This window comes from Cytobacillus sp. NCCP-133 (assembly GCF_026011715.1).
In the GTDB taxonomy this organism is placed as follows: domain Bacteria; phylum Bacillota; class Bacilli; order Bacillales; family Cytobacillaceae; genus Cytobacillus.
The window spans coordinates 529,021-544,967 of sequence record NZ_BRVM01000001.1 but is presented as its reverse complement, the minus strand read 5'-3'; the positions used below and the strand labels follow the sequence as shown (position 1 = coordinate 544,967).

Here is a 15,947-nt window from a genome sequence, read left to right as displayed (position 1 = left end):
TAGCATTCCCTGCAGAAGGTGTTTTGATTTTTATGGTTACAATTAAAAAATGCTTTGGTATCATGAAGTTGCAAAACAAATTTTAATCGAAGTTGGTGGTCAATTTGCTGGCACAAGCAGAAACTTATTTGAATGAATACTTTGGTTACACCTCTTTCCGTCCAGGGCAAGAGGAAATTATCCGAAATATCATCGGACAAACAAATACACTCGGAATACTCCCTACAGGAGGCGGTAAGTCGATTTGCTTCCAAATACCTGCTCTTGTTCTCCCCGGAACGGCCATCGTCATTTCTCCATTAATTTCCTTAATGAAGGACCAAGTAGATGCTCTCCTGACAGCGGGTATACCCGCTGCTTATCTCAACAGTTCATTGTCAGCTGATGAGTACCATAACATCATAGCAGGTATCCGGAATCGTGAGTATAAGCTTGTGTATGTTGCACCCGAAAGATTTGGCTCCCTGGCATTTTTAGAACTGTTAAACGATGTGCAGGTTAGTTCGATTATTTTTGATGAGGCGCATTGTATCTCTCAGTGGGGACACGACTTTAGACCAAGCTACAGGTCTGTTGTCGGTCAGCTTGAGAGCTTGAGCCAGAAGCCTGTGGTCGCTGCTTTGACAGCAACAGCGACACAGGATGTAGCTGGTGATATTCGGAGGCTTTTAAACATAAGCGAGGAAAATACGTTTATAACTGGTTTTGCCCGGGAAAATCTCTCTTTTCAAGTACTGAAAGGTGTTAACAAAAGGGATTTTATTCTGCAGACGATTGAAAAACACAAGAATGAAGCAGGCATCATTTATACATCTAGCCGCAAGGAAACAGACCAGCTTCATCACTTTTTAAAAGGGAAAAGTTATTCAGCTGCAAAATATCATGCGGGACTAAAAGAAGAGGAGAGAAAAGAAGCCCAAAATGCGTTTGTATATGATGAAGCAGATATTATGATAGCAACAAATGCATTTGGGATGGGAATCGATAAATCAAATGTCAGATATGTGATCCATTATAACTTGCCCCGCAATATTGAAGCTTATTACCAGGAAGCGGGCAGAGCGGGGAGGGATGGTGAAGAGAGTTCATGCTATCTGCTGTTTGCTCCACAGGATATTCAGCTGCAGAAATTCCTGATTGAAGAGAGCCGTTTAGACCTTCAGAAGATGGAGCAGGAATATAGAAAGCTAAAGGATATGGTGAATTATTGCCATACAGAAAAATGCCTTCAATCCTACATTATTGAATACTTTGATGAGAATGCAGACCCTTCTACATGCGGTAAATGCAGCAGCTGTCTGGATGATCGGAAGAGCATCGATATTACCCAAGAAGCATTAATGATCTTTTCATGCATTAAGAGAATGGGAGAAAGGTTTGGAGTTACGCTGACTGCCCAGGTTTTAAAAGGATCGAATAATAAAAGAATCCGTGAAATGAAGTTTAATGAGCTATCCACATTCGGGTTATTGAAAAACCGAAAGGAAAAGGAAATTATTGATATACTGAATTATTTGCTTTCAGAGGGATTCATAGCTTTAACAGATGGGAAATATCCAACAGTGAAACTATCAGCCAATTCCCTTCCGGTGCTTAAGGGTCAGGAAAAAATCGCTATGAAGATAAAAGAGCCGGATGCTGTTCAGGAAACAGAAGGAAACAGTGAACTCTTCGAGGTACTGAGAGCACTAAGAAAGAAACTTGCTGACGAAGAGAAAGTCCCGCCATATGTAGTATTTGCCGATACCGCCTTAAAAGAAATGAGCCGCTATTATCCGGTTGCGAAGAATCTGATGTTAAATATCAAGGGTGTTGGGCAAATGAAGTTCGAAAAGTATGGGGAGCATTTTATACAAGAAATCAAACACTTTGTTGAAAAGCATAATATCTCACTTGAAGATGCAGGGCCTGAGCAATCGGCAAAGGCAGAGGAGCCTATGGATGATCGCCCTAGTTATCAGATCTCGTATAATTATTATATGGATGGACTTTCAATAAGCGAGATTGCTAAAAGGCGGAATTTTTCACCGATAACGGTTCAGGAGCACATTCTTCGTTCGATAAAAGAAGGCAATGCAATCGACTGTTCTGATATTTTTAACGAAACAGAGGAAGACCTCGTTTTGCAAGCAGCTGATCAAGTCGGAAGGGACAAGCTTAAACCAATTAAAGAAAAGCTATCGGAAGAAATTGATTATTTTAAAATAAAAGCAGTTTTGGCTAAAAATGAAATGCCAGAGTAAGCATACAAAAGGAAGCTTCCGTTTGGAGCTTCTTTTTGTATGCTTGCTTTTTTTAAAAATCCTATTTATTAAGAATTTGTCCAAATCTGTCAAAAATCTATTTATACTTTTCTGCTGAAAGGCGGTCTAAATTACAGATAGGCTCGTATACATGTAGTACAAACTGTCTCAGGGGGGATTAAATATGTCTATAAATAAAAAAACGACTATAGTTTCAGCTGTACTCGTTTCATCTGTATTATTATCAGGATGCGGTCTATTTGGAAGCCAGGGGAAGGAAAAGGTGGATCCGCCAAAAGCGGTAACGTACTCCGATGAAGGCGAAAATACTGCTGAAGAAACGAACGGAACGGAAGCAGAGTCAGCAGAGAACGAAGAAGGTGTTGTGGCAAACCTTAAGACAGAACTTTATTTAATTGATAAAAACGGATATGTCGTATCGCAGACACTTGAGCTTCCAAAAACCAATTCTGTAGCTACTCAGGCGTTGGAATATCTGGTAGAGAACGGACCTGTAACCGATTTGCTTCCTAACGATTTCCGGGCAGTACTTCCTGCTGATACGAAGGTTTCAGTGAATATCGAAGATAAGGTTGCCACTGTTGATTTCTCGAAAGAATTCCAGGAATACGCTCCTGAAGATGAAATGAAAATTCTGGAATCAGTTACATGGACGCTGACCCAATTTGACTCTATCGATAAGGTAAAGCTTACATTGAACGGACATGAATTAAAAGAAATGCCTGTAAACGGAACGCCGATCAGCGGATCATTAAGCAGGGCCAATGGCATAAATATGGATACTGCAGAAGTGGTAGATATTACTAATACAAAGCCTGTTACAGTATACTATCTAGGCGGAGATGAAGAAAACTATTATTATGTCCCTGTCACAAAACGTGTCAGCAATAAAACGGATAATAATGTTGAAGCGGTTGTTAACGAATTGGTTAAAGGCCCTAACTATGCTTCTAATCTGGTAACAGATTTCCTTCCAGATGTTGAGCTCCTTGAAGATCCAATGATAGAGGACGGCAAAGTCACACTCAACTTTAATGAAAGTGTCTTCAGCAGCTTTGAAGAAAAAATCATTTCAAAACATCTGCTGAATGCCTTAGTACTCTCATTGACGGAACAAAAAGATATTGAAAGCGTTGCTGTGACAGTTGATGGCAAAGCGGAAATTGTGAATGAGGACGGGGAGAAATTAACAGAGCCAGTGACTCGTCCTGAAAATGTGAATACAGGAAGTTTTTAAAAAAGAATAATTTGTTATACTATATAGTAAAAGGAAAGAGGTAGGCATAAATTGCCGCCTCTTCTTTCTTGCAGAAAAACGAAGGGCGTAGCTCCATTTCACTGCCCTTTTTGATTGGGCTGTTATATTGCCATAACCAAAAACGTTTTATTGCATTAAAAAAATCAAGGGGGAATCAGATCGTGCGTGCAGATGGACGTAAACCAATGCAGCTAAGGCCAATACATATTGAAACAGAATACTTAAAGCATCCTGAGGGCTCAGTCCTTATTACAGTAGGAGATACAAAGGTGATTTGTACAGCGAGTATTGATGAAAGAGTCCCTCCTTTTATGAGGGGAAAGGGAAAAGGCTGGATCACAGCTGAATATTCAATGCTTCCAAGAGCTACAGAACAAAGAAACATAAGGGAATCAGCCAAAGGGAAAATTTCAGGCAGAACAATGGAAATACAGCGCCTAATTGGCCGTGCCCTTCGTGCCGTTGCAGATTTGGAGGCAATGGGCGAAAGAACCGTTTGGCTTGATTGTGACGTTATTCAGGCAGATGGTGGGACGCGCACTGCCTCCATAACTGGCGCATTTATTGCAATGGCGTATGCAATGGACAAGCTTTACAGCAATAAGAAGCTTTCCCAATACCCAATCAATGATTTTCTTGCTGCTACAAGTGTCGGTATCCTTGATAATAAGCTTGCAGTGGCAGACTTGAATTATATGGAAGACTCTGCTGCACAAGTTGACATGAATGTAGTCATGACAGGAAATGGAGAGTTTGTAGAACTTCAGGGGACCGGGGAAGAGGCAACCTTTTCTTATTCTCAGCTTCAGGAGCTGTTAAGTGCTGCCCAGGGAGGCATCTCAGAGCTCTTTGAACACCAGAAGGAAGCACTTGGAAACAAAATTACATCAAGCATTCAAAACAAAAGAGAAAAGCTGGAAGGGAAGGCTTAGCATGCAGGAAGTAATCATCGCAACAAAAAATTCAGGTAAGGCAAGAGAGTTTGAGCGAATGTTCAAGCCTCTTGGTTATAGGGTTAAAACGCTATTGGACTATCCGGATTTTCAGGATGTGGAAGAAACAGGCAGCACCTTTGAAGAGAATGCCATTCTAAAAGCCGAAACCGTTTCTAAAGCATTTGGAACGATGGTTATTGCTGATGATTCCGGATTAATGGCAGATGCCCTTGGCGGAAAGCCTGGCATTTACTCCGCACGATATGCAGGTGAAGATAAAAATGACCAGAAAAATATAAATAAAGTGCTGGAAGAAATGGAAAGCATACCTGATAATAGCCGGCAGGCGAGGTTTTATTGTGCGCTTGCAATTGCTGCACCAGGGAAAGATACAATTACAGTTTCAGGAACATGTGAAGGCTATGTTTTGAGAGAACAAAAAGGCACTCATGGATTTGGCTATGATCCCATTTTCTTTGCGGAGGAAAAAGGAAAAGCAATGGCAGAACTAATGCCTGAAGAAAAAAGCCAGATCAGCCATAGGGCGAAAGCTCTGAAAAAACTGGAAGAAGTGCTTCCATCATTTCTTTCTGGAGCTGAAAAACGATGAAGCTTCTGGTCGTTAGTGACAGTCATGGATTAACTGCTGACCTGAAGAGAATTCGTGAAAGGCATTCAGACATGGATTTGATGATTCATTGCGGAGATTCTGAACTGCAGGCTGATGACGATTCAATTAATGGATATACAGTTGTCAGAGGAAATTGCGACTTTGATGCAGGGTTCCCGGAAGACCGTGTTGAAAAGGCTGGGGGGCTTCTTATTTTTGTCACGCATGGACATAGATATTCGGTAAAATCAACTCTTATGAATCTCTCATATCGCGCACGCGAAATAGATGCAGATATTGTTTGTTTCGGCCACTCCCATTTTCTTGGGGCAGCAATGGAAGAGGGAATATTATTTATTAACCCAGGAAGCATCAGGCTGCCAAGAGGAAGAAAGGAAAAGACTTATGTAATCCTTGAGGCTGAGGGAAAAGAAATTTTATTGGATATTTATGATTTAACTGGCGGGAAAATTCCTGAACTAACACAAAAATTTTCACTGGCAAAAACGCAATAATTTAAATATAATAATTGAGGGAAGAATTGCTTCCCTCTTTCAAAAAAAATTTAATAAAGTGTTGACTTTGTATTATTTGTCTAATATAATAAAACTTGTCGTTGAGGTAATATATCCAAAAAATTAATATTATTTCATGTCCCAGTAGCTCAGCAGGATAGAGCAACGGCCTTCTAAGCCGTCGGTCGGGAGTTCGAATCTCTCCTGGGACGCCATTTACACACCAAGCAACACTACATATCTTACCGAATTTCACTCACCATTCCGGTGAGTTTTTTTGTGTTCTGATGTTCCCCGCAATTCCCTCGAACATGTCAGCGATCTTCGGTATTAGGAAAATTTTCAAAAAAAATTTTGTCCAACAGAATGTGAATACATCAACATTGTAAGCGGATACAAAAAAGCGCACTAGTCTAAATTATCAAATAATTCACAAAAGGGGTGTTGACGGCTTGTGAAAATGGGCGTAAGATAGTCCTCAATATAAGAAATTCAAATCTGAATCAATTGGAATTTCAACCGCTTAAATGGAATGATTGATCATGCCGTTTGCAGATTTTTTTAATCTGAAAATTCAGCGGTTTAAAGTGTTAAACAATAACGATGAGTATCCTGAGATACGTCTCCTTAATGAGAAATTGAAACACTAAATATGAAAAGCGTAGAAGAGGATAAGTAGTTTTATGATCAGGCATTCACAGAGAGCCGGAGGTGCTGAAAACCGGCAATGCCTTCATGAAATGAACTCACCTCGGAGCGCAGGCCTGAAAGAAAACTCCTCGAGTAGGGGCTGCCGGGTGTATTGCACCCGTTATCAAAACGGATAGCAGTTTTGCTATCCATGAGTGCACGTGTTACGCGTGAATCAGGGTGGTACCGTGGAACAGGTTTATCAAAGCCTTTTCATCCCTTAAGCCTAGAATCAATAGGCATGTATAGGGATGGAAGGGCTTTTTATATTGGAGTAAAAACCAGAGGAGGTTATCAACAAATGTTGCAGGAAGCTGCCTTAACAGAAACAAAAACGGAGACCGAAACGGTTACCGGTGCAGATCTGTTATTAAGAGCCTTGGAATTTGAAAATGTTGAAGTGATTTTTGGTTACCCAGGAGGTGCAGTTCTTCCAATCTACGATAAGCTGTATGATTCAAAAATTCTTCATGTTTTGCCCCGGCATGAACAGGGAGGAATACATGCAGCCGAAGGATATGCCCGCATTTCAGGAAAGCCGGGTGTAGTAATTGCCACATCAGGTCCAGGGGCTACGAATATTGTAACAGGGCTTGCGGACGCAATGATGGATTCACTTCCTCTGATTGTTTTTACAGGCCAGGTGGCTACAGGCGTCATTGGATCGGATGCCTTTCAGGAGGCGGATATCCTCGGGATCACAACGCCTATCACGAAATATAACTATCAGATCCGCAGTATTGAAGATATACCAAGAATTGTGAAGGAAGCTTTTTATATCGCTTCAACTGGAAGGCCTGGTCCGGTATTGATTGATATTCCTAAAGATATCGCAGCATCAATTGCGCAGCCTCCGGAAGAAAAAGAAGTGGATTTGCCAGGGTATCAGCCTACATTAAAACCTAATTATTTGCAAGTAAGGAAATTAACAGAGGCGGTAAGCAGAGCGAAAAAGCCTGTCATATTGGCAGGAGCAGGCGTTCTCCATGCCAAAGCTTCCGCCGAATTAAAGGAGTATGCAGAGCAGCAGCAGATCCCGGTTATCCACACACTGTTGGGACTGGGCGGGTTCCCGGCAAACCATTCGCTATTTGTTGGAATGGCAGGTATGCACGGCTGCTACGCAGCGAATATGGGTTTAACAGAATGTGATTTGCTGATAAATATAGGAGCTCGATTCGATGACAGGCTGACTGGCAATTTGAAGCATTTTGCCCCTCATGCAACAGTAGCCCATATCGATATCGATCCTGCTGAAATTGGCAAAAATGTTCCGACATCGATCCCGATTGTAGCAGATGCTAAGGAAGCTCTTCAGCAGCTGATCCAGCAGGATGGAAAACCGCCGGCACAAAAAGAATGGATGGAAACCATTCAGCAATGGCAAGAGGAGTATCCCTACTTCTACGATAGAGAAGCGGAAAGATTAAAGCCACAAAAGGTTATGGAAATGCTCCATGCAAAAACGAACGGAGATGCCATTGTAGTCACCGATGTAGGCCAGCATCAAATGTGGGCAGCCCAGTATTACCGCTTTAAAAGAGCAGACAGATGGGTAACTTCAGGCGGGCTTGGAACAATGGGATTCGGCTTTCCGGCAAGCATAGGCGCACAGCTGGCAGATCCTGATGCATGTGTTATTGCTGTTTGCGGAGATGGCGGCTTCCAAATGTCCACTCAGGAGCTCGCAATCATCAAGGAATTGAACTTGCCGGTTAAAATAGTCATTTTAAATAATATGGCGCTTGGCATGGTTCGCCAATGGCAGGAAATCTTTTATGAATCACGCTTCTCCCATAGCAAGATCCCAGTACAGCCATCGTTTGTGAAACTGGCAGAAGCATATGATATTAAAGGCTATATGATTCAATCAGAAAAAGAAGCAGAAGCTGTTCTGGATGAGGTTCTCAACAGCCGCGAACCGGTTCTTTTGGACTTCAGGGTTGATCCGGATGAAAATGTTTATCCAATGATAGCTCCTGGAAAAGGACTACACGAAATGGTAGGTGTTAAACCATGAAAAGAATCATTTGCCTGACTGTTATGAACAGGCCGGGTGTTCTGAATAGAATTACAAATTTATTTTCCAAAAGGAATTTCAATATAGAAAGCATCTCAGTAGGCCTCTCTGAACACGAAGGGATGTCCCGCATCACTTGCGTGGTTCATGTAGAAGATGACAGGGCTAGCGAACAAATTACAAAACAATTAAACAAGCAAATTGATGTGATCAAGGTAACGGATATCACAGATCAATCAATTGTTGCAAGGGAACTTGCTCTTATCAAAGTCCAGGCTGTACCGTACACAAGGAATGAAGTTTACTCATTAATTGAGCCGTTCAGGGCTTCGGTTATAGACGTCAGCAAAGACAGCATGACGATTCAAATAACCGGGGAATCCGATAAAGTGGAAGCTTTCATTGACTTGATCAAACCATATGGCATTAAGGAGCTTGCCCGTACAGGAACCACAGCATTCCCAAGGGGGACACAGCGTAATTCCCAGCAGCACAAGTCTTATTCTATTATTTAATGAAGGAATATTTAAAAAATAAAAAATTTTAATTAGAGAGGGAGATTTAACATGGCAAAAATGTATTATAACGGAGATGCAAATCCAGCATATTTAAACGGAAAGAAAGTAGCGGTAATCGGCTATGGATCCCAGGGACATGCGCATGCATTAAACATGAGGGACAGCGGTGTTGAAGTAGTCATCGGCCTTCGCAAAGGAAAGTCATGGGAAAAGGCTGCAGAAGACGGTTTCCAAGTATACACAGTAGGGGAAGCAGTCGCACAGGCAGATGTGGTGATGATTTTGTTGCCTGATGAACTTCAGCCAAAAGTATATAAGGAAGAAATCGAACCGAATTTAACCAGCCAGGCATTAATGTTTGCCCATGGTTTTAATATCCACTTTAATCAGATCGTACCTCCAGAAAAATGTGATGTGTTGCTTGTGGCCCCTAAAGGCCCAGGACATCTTGTACGAAGAACATACGAACAGGATGCAGGTGTACCGGCGCTATTTGCAGTCTATCAGGATGTGACTGGAGAGGCACAGGAATTGGCTCTTGCTTATGCCAAAGCCATTGGCGCTCTTCGTGCTGGTGCTTTGGAAACAACATTTAAAGAAGAAACTGAAACGGATCTATTTGGAGAACAGGCGGTGCTTTGCGGGGGGCTGACTTCACTTGTAAAAGCTGGTTTTGAAACCTTAACGGAAGCAGGCTATCAGCCGGAATTGGCATACTTTGAGTGTCTTCATGAATTAAAGCTCATTGTCGACCTTATGTATGAAGGCGGCTTGGAAGGAATGCGCTATTCAATCTCGGATACAGCACAATGGGGAGATTTTGTCAGCGGTCCGCGAGTGGTAGATGCAAGGGTGAAAGAAGAAATGAAGGCAGTCCTAAAGGATATTCAGGAAGGCAAGTTTGCTAAAGGCTGGATCTTGGAAAATCAGGCGAACCGCCCAGTTTTCAATGCTGTGAACCAAAGCGAGAATGAGCATCCAATTGAGCAAGTAGGAAGAGAACTTCGGAAAATGATGCCGTTTGTAAACAGCGGCAAAAAGAAAGAAGTGGTTGTCAGTGCGAACAATTAAGATTTTTGATACGACTTTAAGAGATGGTGAACAGTCAGCCGGTGTGAACTTGAACTTCTCTGAAAAACTGGAGATTGCAAGGCAGCTGGAGAGATTGAACGTTGATATTATTGAAGCTGGATTCCCTGCTGCTTCGAATGGCGATTTTGCTTCCGTTCAAAAAATTGCCCAAACAATTAAAAACTGTTCTGTAACAGGGCTGGCAAGAGCTGTTATTTCTGATATAGATGCAGCTTGGGGAGCCTTGAAGGACGGAGCGGAGCCAAGAATACATACATTCCTGGCTACCTCTCCGATCCATAGACAATATAAATTGAAAAAGTCAAAGGAAGAAGTAATCGAGACTGCTGTCGAAACAGTTAAGTATGCAGCAGCAAAGTTCCCAATCGTCCAATGGTCAGCCGAGGACGCTTCCAGGACTGAATTGCCATTTCTTGCTGAAATAATTGAAAAGGTCATTCAGGCAGGGGCAAGGATTATCAATATTCCGGATACTGTCGGATATACGACGCCGCAGGAGTACGGAGAAATTTTTCAATATTTAAAAAATAATGTTCCTTCCATTGATAAGGTTTCCCTTTCTGCACACTGCCATGATGACCTTGGGATGGCCATTGCTAATTCTTTATCTGCCATCCAAAATGGGGCAACACAAATTGAAGGGACCATTAATGGCATTGGTGAGAGAGCAGGAAATGCAGCTTTAGAAGAATTAGCAGTTGCTCTTTATATCCGAAATGACTATTATCAGGCGTCAACCCGTTTATACCTTAACGAAATCAGCCGGACCAGCGGCTTAGTCAGCAAACTGACCGGCATGGTGGTTCCAGCCAATAAAGCGGTTGTTGGAGGTAATGCTTTCGCTCATGAATCGGGCATTCATCAGGATGGCGTCTTAAAAGAAAAAACAACCTACGAAATTATTTCTCCGAATTTGGTTGGATTTCAATCCAATTCCATGGTACTGGGAAAGCACTCAGGTCGGCATGCATTTAAAAACCGCCTGATGGAACTGGGGCTTGAGGTTTCAGATGAAGAAGCCAATCGATTATTTGCGGTATTCAAAGATTTGGCTGACCGCAAAAAGGAAATGACAGATGATGATCTGGCTGCCATCGTATTGGAGGAAAAGCTTTCCAAAGAGCAGCGCTTCTACGAACTGATTGGAATCCAAATCCAATATGGCACAAATTCTGTTCCAACGGCAACTGTTACTCTATCTGGTTCAAACAATGAGTTTATACAGGAAGCGGGTACAGGAGCGGGAAGCATTGAAGCACTATATAACACATTGGAGAAATGCGTAAATGGGTCAGTCAACCTGCTTGATTACCGGATTCAATCCGTTGGGGCGGGAAGAGATGCTCTGGCTCAGGTATATGTGAAACTAAAATATGATGGAGTTGAAACCAGCGGACGCGGGTTAGCCCAGGACGTACTGGAAGCTTCATCAAAGGCCTATTTGAATGCCGTTAATCGAGTGATCTATATGAATGAGAAAGCGGCAGTGCCCGCAGCTGAAGCAAATTAAACAGATGAGATAGAGGTGCCGGCTGATGTGGCACCTCAAACTATAAAACTAGGCGGAGGGATAAAGAATGAAAAAACGTATCGCTGTACTTCCTGGAGATGGAATCGGCAAAGAAGTAGTGAAGGGGGCAATTGAAGTTCTGCAGGCTGTAGGGGAACGTTTCGGCCACCAATTTGACTTTTCATACGGAAAGATTGGTGGAACGGCGATTGATGCAGCTGGCACTCCGCTGCCCGATGAAACACTGGAGCTTTGCAAAGAATGCGATGCGGTCTTACTTGGAGCAGTAGGCGGACCGAAGTGGGACTGTCAGCCTCCACACCTTCGTCCTGAAAGGGGACTCTTGAAGCTCCGCAAGGAATTGGCCTTATATGCTAATTTAAGACCTACACAGTATTATTCAAGCCTTTCTGATACTTCTCCATTAAGAAAGGAAGTAATCGAGGGTGTGGATATGCTGATGGTCAGGGAACTAACCGGCGGCCTTTATTTTGGAAAACCGAGTGAACGAACGAAGCAAAACGGGGAAGATGCTGTAGTAGACACTTTATATTATCAAAAAGATGAAATGCACCGTGTCATTAAGCTGGCTTTTGAGCTTGCCAGAAAACGGCGTGGGAAAGTTACATCCATTGATAAAGCAAATGTCCTTGAATCCAGCAGAATGTGGAGAGAGGTAGCTGAAGACCTTTCCAAGCGATATCCGGACGTGACTTTAGAACATATGCTTGTTGACAATGCAGCTATGCAAATGATCAAAAATCCAAAACAATTTGATGTTGTAGTAACCGAGAATATGTTTGGGGATATTCTCAGTGATGAGGCATCGGTATTGACTGGTTCTTTGGGAATGCTGCCATCTGCCAGCATTTCAGAAAATGGGCCGTATTTATATGAGCCGATCCATGGCTCAGCGCCTGATATCGAAGGAAAAAATACTGCTAATCCAATTGCCATGATATTATCAGCCGCTATGATGCTGCGTTTATCTTTTGGAATGGAAGAAGAAGCGGCAGCAATCGAAAATGCGGTCAATCAAGTATTAGATGCCGGTTGCCGCACAAGAGATATCGTCTCATTTGGCAAAAAGCAGGTCTCTACTTCGGAAATGATCGAAGAGGTAAAGGCTACTCTTTTGGACAATGAAGCAATCTTAAACATTATGGGGGCTTATGCTTAGAATAAAAATTTTAAAACTGAAACACGGCCATCGGCGGTCGTGTTTCTTTTAAAAAGGGAGTCGAGCAAAAATGGGAAAATCAATAATAGATAAGATTTGGGAAAGACATGTTGTCCACAAGGAAGAAGGAAAGCCAGATTTAATATATATTGATCTTCATTTAGTGCATGAAGTTACATCCCCTCAAGCTTTTTCAGGCTTAAGGATGAAAAATAGGAAGGTTAGAAGGCCAGATAAAACGTTTGCAACAGTGGATCATAATATCCCAACCGATAACCGCAAGGTAATAAATGACCCGGTTGCGTTGAACCAGATGACTACTCTTGAAAAAAACTGCATGGAGTTTGGCATCCAGCTTGCCGGATTGGATAGCCCTGAACAGGGGATTGTACATGTCATTGGCCCTGAACTGGGGCTGACCCAGCCGGGAATGACGATTGTATGCGGTGATAGCCATACATCAACCCACGGAGCATTTGGGTCCATTGCCTTCGGGATTGGCACAAGTGAAGTAGAGCATGTGATGGCAACCCAGACACTATGGCAAACAAAACCTAAAAGTTTAAAGTTGGAAATTAATGGAGAGTTAAATAAGGGTGTTTCAGCTAAGGATGTAATCCTTTATGTGATTGCCAAAAATGGGATTGGTTTTGGCACGGGCTATATTATCGAGTATTGCGGGGATACCATTGCAAATATGAGCATGGAAGAAAGAATGACGATTTGCAATATGTCAATTGAAGGTGGCGCAAGAGCTGGGCTGGTTAGTCCGGACGATACTACATTTGCCTATTTAGAAGGCCGTAAGTATGTTCCAAAAGGAGAAGGCTTTGAGCAGGCAGTTGAAAACTGGATAGACCTTGCCTCCGATTCTGATGCAACCTACGATAAAACTATTAAAATAGATGCAGCGGATATTGCGCCGATGGTCAGCTGGGGAACAAATCCATCGATGACATCAAAAGTGACAGAAGAAATACCGCGCCTGGAGGATTGCGAAACAGAACTTGAGAAAAAATCTTTGTCCGGAGCATTAGCCTATATGGGGCTGAAGGAAGGGCAAAAAATAGAAGATATTCAAATTCAGCATGTTTTTATTGGATCATGCACTAATTCCCGTTTAGAGGACTTAAGGCAGGCTACGGAAATAATCAGAGGAAAAAAGATTCACCCGCAAGTTAGAGCACTGGTTGTTCCAGGTTCGCAGCAGGTTAAGAAGCAGGCTGAGGCTGAAGGCCTAGATGTTATTTTCAAGCAAGCAGGATTCGAATGGAGAGAGTCAGGCTGCAGTATGTGCTTAAGCATGAATAATGATATTGTGCCAAGCGGAGAGCATTGTGCATCAACATCAAACCGGAATTTTGAAGGGCGCCAGGGGTCTGGTGCAAGAACGCATCTTGTCAGCCCTATGATGGCAGCTGCAGCAGCAATATATGGCCATTTTGTCGATGTCGGTGCTTTGCTTGCAGCGGAAACAGTTCAATAAGATAGGGGAGAGCGGAATGGACGGATTTAAGACGTTACATGGAAAAGCAATAGCTCTTGATAGAGCGAACGTGGATACAGATCAAATTATTCCAAAACAATTTTTAAAAAGAATAGAAAAGACAGGATTTGGACAGTTCTTATTCTATGATTGGAGATTTACAAAAGAGGGAGAGCCAAATCCGGATTTTGAATTAAATAGAAAAGAGAATCAGGGAGCTCCAATTCTTATTGCGAATGAAAATTTTGGCTGTGGCTCTTCGCGTGAACACGCTCCATGGGCACTAGGAGATTACGGTTTTAAAGTGATCATCGCCCCTTCATTTGCTGACATTTTTCATCAAAACTGTTTAAAAAATGGACTTTTGCCGATCAGCCTGCCTGCTGAAACGGTAGACTATCTGCTGGAGCGGGCTAAAAATCAGCCGTATGAGCTGAAGGTTGACCTGGAGAATGAATGTATTGAAGATGGGCAGGGCTTTACCGCTAAATTTTTTATTAACGACTATTGGAAGAAAATGCTCATTAACGGGTGGGATGAAATAGAGATAACACTTCAACTGGAAGATCACATAGGAAACTTTGAAAGAAAAGAGATTGTAAGACAATAAATTCTTGAAGGTTCATGGCAACTGCCATGAATCTTTTTGTTTTTTTATTCATTCATGCTAAACTAATTTCAAAAATAAAGTTGAGGCGGTTCTGGCATGGATAAACGGGAACAGAAAAAACAAAATAATAAAATCATTCTATTTCCCGGCGTTGCAGAAAGATTGATGGAAAAAGGGCTTGAGAGTTTTCAGCAGAACAAGTATCAGGAGTCGATCTGTTTTTTTGAGGAAGCAATGGAGATCGAACCAGATCATACAGATATCCACATAGGCCTGGTTTTGGCTTATTTCGAAGCTGGCAATCTTCAGAAAGCAAAGGAGCTTGCGAATAAAATGCTTCAATCAGGCATTGGGGATTACATACAAGTAATGGATTTATATTTAATGATCCTTGTCCAGCTCCATCAGTATAATGAAATTGTTGCAACCGTTGAAGTTCTGCTGGAAGAGAGGGAGATACCGAAAGAAAAGTTTGACCATTTTAGCAGAATGCTTGCCTTCTGCAGAAGAATGGAGAGAACAAGTCCTGAAAAACAGGAGCGTGAAGCGATACCTGTAGAAGAAAATAAAAATAAAAAACTGAATCTGTTTTCATATCAGGACCAAAATGCACAAATGATGCTGGCTGCACAGCTGGCAGAACAGAATATAAGACCCTATATAGATGATATTAAAGCATACCTCGTATCTGAACAAGGCCATCCCTTCTTTAAAACAATGCTTTTAAATGTGATGTCAGAGCATGAGTATGATAAGGAAGTGGTGCTGGAGAAATTCGGAAAATCCTTAAGTCTTAATCCGTCTGATCTTCCTCCGGTACATCAGCAGCCGAAGCTGTCAGCAATTGTCAGCCAACTGGCTGCACAACTGGAACAAGAAGACCCTATTTTATATGAAAATATAAAAGGCCTCATTGAAAGGCAGTTTTTTTTAGTTTATCCGCTTGAGCTGGAACCTTTCAATGCAGCATCATGGGCAGCAGCTTATCACAGGCTTGCCAGCGAATATCATGGTCTTGAGGCTTCCAGTGGGAAGATGGCAAAGCTTTATGGGATTTCTGAAGAGGAATTGGAAGAAGCCCTTAGCTGTATTAGAAAGATAGAAGAAATTTCTTATCCCAATATATAGCCTGATTGTTGAAAGACCACGTACGTATGTTATAATATAATGGTTGTATTATGTGTATATATACATTTAATCCATGAATATGCCTTGCAAACCAGGAGATATTCATAACATTCTGCAGTGAATGAAATGAT

At 42.1% G+C, this 15,947-nt stretch carries 13 protein-coding genes, 1 tRNA gene and 1 other annotated feature; all 14 genes read left to right on the top strand.

The genetic code is table 11. The features are described from left to right. The first annotated feature begins 104 nt into the window (after positions 1 to 104). The 14 genes from recQ (at position 105) to NCCP133_RS02715 (ending at position 15,816) form a co-directional block, all read left to right on the top strand. Positions 105 to 2,243, top strand: coding sequence for a DNA helicase RecQ (recQ, locus tag NCCP133_RS02780; protein ID WP_264803431.1), 2,139 nt, complete (start codon positions 105 to 107; stop codon positions 2,241 to 2,243). A 184-nt stretch (positions 2,244 to 2,427) separates the two neighbouring features. Beyond that, the gene (locus tag NCCP133_RS02775) at positions 2,428 to 3,501 is read left to right on the top strand and encodes a GerMN domain-containing protein (RefSeq protein WP_264803430.1); all 1,074 of its coding nucleotides are present in this window, start codon (positions 2,428 to 2,430) and stop codon (positions 3,499 to 3,501) included. A gap of 182 nt (positions 3,502 to 3,683) precedes the next feature. Beyond that, entirely contained in the window at positions 3,684 to 4,454 is a 771-nt protein-coding gene (gene rph, locus NCCP133_RS02770; RefSeq protein ID WP_264803429.1) for a ribonuclease PH, read from the top strand. A 1-nt stretch (position 4,455) separates the two neighbouring features. Further along, complete coding sequence (locus NCCP133_RS02765) at positions 4,456 to 5,067, top strand: XTP/dITP diphosphatase (protein WP_264803428.1); 612 nt, start codon at positions 4,456 to 4,458, stop codon at positions 5,065 to 5,067. Continuing rightward, the gene (locus NCCP133_RS02760) at positions 5,064 to 5,582 is read left to right on the top strand and encodes a metallophosphoesterase (RefSeq protein WP_264803427.1); all 519 of its coding nucleotides are present in this window, start codon (positions 5,064 to 5,066) and stop codon (positions 5,580 to 5,582) included. The genes NCCP133_RS02765 and NCCP133_RS02760 overlap by 4 nt, the downstream gene beginning before the upstream one ends. Before the next feature lie 138 nt (positions 5,583 to 5,720). Beyond that, positions 5,721 to 5,797 (top strand) — tRNA-Arg (locus NCCP133_RS02755). Positions 5,798 to 6,235: 438 nt separating this feature from the next. Further along, positions 6,236 to 6,496 (top strand) — a binding site (T-box leader). Positions 6,497 to 6,573: 77 nt separating this feature from the next. After that, a complete protein-coding gene (ilvB, locus tag NCCP133_RS02750) occupies positions 6,574 to 8,292 on the top strand; it encodes an acetolactate synthase large subunit (protein WP_264803426.1) in 1,719 nt (572 codons plus the stop codon). Continuing rightward, the gene (gene ilvN, locus NCCP133_RS02745) at positions 8,289 to 8,807 is read left to right on the top strand and encodes an acetolactate synthase small subunit (RefSeq protein WP_264803425.1); all 519 of its coding nucleotides are present in this window, start codon (positions 8,289 to 8,291) and stop codon (positions 8,805 to 8,807) included. Before ilvB ends, ilvN begins: the two co-directional genes overlap by 4 nt. 51 nt (positions 8,808 to 8,858) lie before the next feature. Next, positions 8,859 to 9,881, top strand: coding sequence for a ketol-acid reductoisomerase (ilvC, locus tag NCCP133_RS02740; protein ID WP_264803424.1), 1,023 nt, complete (start codon positions 8,859 to 8,861; stop codon positions 9,879 to 9,881). Then, positions 9,868 to 11,412 (top strand): 2-isopropylmalate synthase, encoded by a 1,545-nt coding sequence (locus tag NCCP133_RS02735; protein WP_264803423.1) that lies wholly within the window; start codon positions 9,868 to 9,870, stop codon positions 11,410 to 11,412. The genes ilvC and NCCP133_RS02735 overlap by 14 nt, the downstream gene beginning before the upstream one ends. A 67-nt stretch (positions 11,413 to 11,479) precedes the next feature. Further along, positions 11,480 to 12,592 carry a 3-isopropylmalate dehydrogenase gene (gene leuB, locus NCCP133_RS02730; RefSeq protein ID WP_264803422.1) on the top strand — a complete coding sequence of 371 codons (1,113 nt, stop codon included), beginning with the start codon at positions 11,480 to 11,482 and terminating at the stop codon, positions 12,590 to 12,592. A gap of 70 nt (positions 12,593 to 12,662) precedes the next feature. Beyond that, complete coding sequence (gene leuC / locus NCCP133_RS02725) at positions 12,663 to 14,078, top strand: 3-isopropylmalate dehydratase large subunit (protein WP_264803421.1); 1,416 nt, start codon at positions 12,663 to 12,665, stop codon at positions 14,076 to 14,078. Positions 14,079 to 14,094: 16 nt separating this feature from the next. After that, positions 14,095 to 14,688 (top strand): 3-isopropylmalate dehydratase small subunit, encoded by a 594-nt coding sequence (gene leuD, locus NCCP133_RS02720; RefSeq protein ID WP_264803420.1) that lies wholly within the window; start codon positions 14,095 to 14,097, stop codon positions 14,686 to 14,688. A 96-nt stretch (positions 14,689 to 14,784) separates the two neighbouring features. Next, positions 14,785 to 15,816, top strand: coding sequence for a tetratricopeptide repeat protein (locus NCCP133_RS02715; protein WP_264803419.1), 1,032 nt, complete (start codon positions 14,785 to 14,787; stop codon positions 15,814 to 15,816). Positions 15,817 to 15,947 lie beyond the last annotated feature (131 nt).

What these genes read in the sequence shown, in the direction of transcription:
- leuD (WP_264803420.1), top strand. Translation starts at nt 14,095, where the DNA reads ATGGACGGATTTAAGACGTTACATGGAAAAGCAATAGCTCTTGATAGA.
- leuC (WP_264803421.1), top strand. Translation starts at nt 12,663, where the DNA reads ATGGGAAAATCAATAATAGATAAGATTTGGGAAAGACATGTTGTCCAC.
- ilvN (WP_264803425.1), top strand. Translation starts at nt 8,289, where the DNA reads ATGAAAAGAATCATTTGCCTGACTGTTATGAACAGGCCGGGTGTTCTG.
- ilvC (WP_264803424.1), top strand. Translation starts at nt 8,859, where the DNA reads ATGGCAAAAATGTATTATAACGGAGATGCAAATCCAGCATATTTAAAC.
- NCCP133_RS02765 (WP_264803428.1), top strand. Translation starts at nt 4,456, where the DNA reads ATGCAGGAAGTAATCATCGCAACAAAAAATTCAGGTAAGGCAAGAGAG.
- ilvB (WP_264803426.1), top strand. Translation starts at nt 6,574, where the DNA reads ATGTTGCAGGAAGCTGCCTTAACAGAAACAAAAACGGAGACCGAAACG.
- NCCP133_RS02775 (WP_264803430.1), top strand. Translation starts at nt 2,428, where the DNA reads ATGTCTATAAATAAAAAAACGACTATAGTTTCAGCTGTACTCGTTTCA.
- NCCP133_RS02760 (WP_264803427.1), top strand. Translation starts at nt 5,064, where the DNA reads ATGAAGCTTCTGGTCGTTAGTGACAGTCATGGATTAACTGCTGACCTG.
- NCCP133_RS02715 (WP_264803419.1), top strand. Translation starts at nt 14,785, where the DNA reads ATGGATAAACGGGAACAGAAAAAACAAAATAATAAAATCATTCTATTT.
- leuB (WP_264803422.1), top strand. Translation starts at nt 11,480, where the DNA reads ATGAAAAAACGTATCGCTGTACTTCCTGGAGATGGAATCGGCAAAGAA.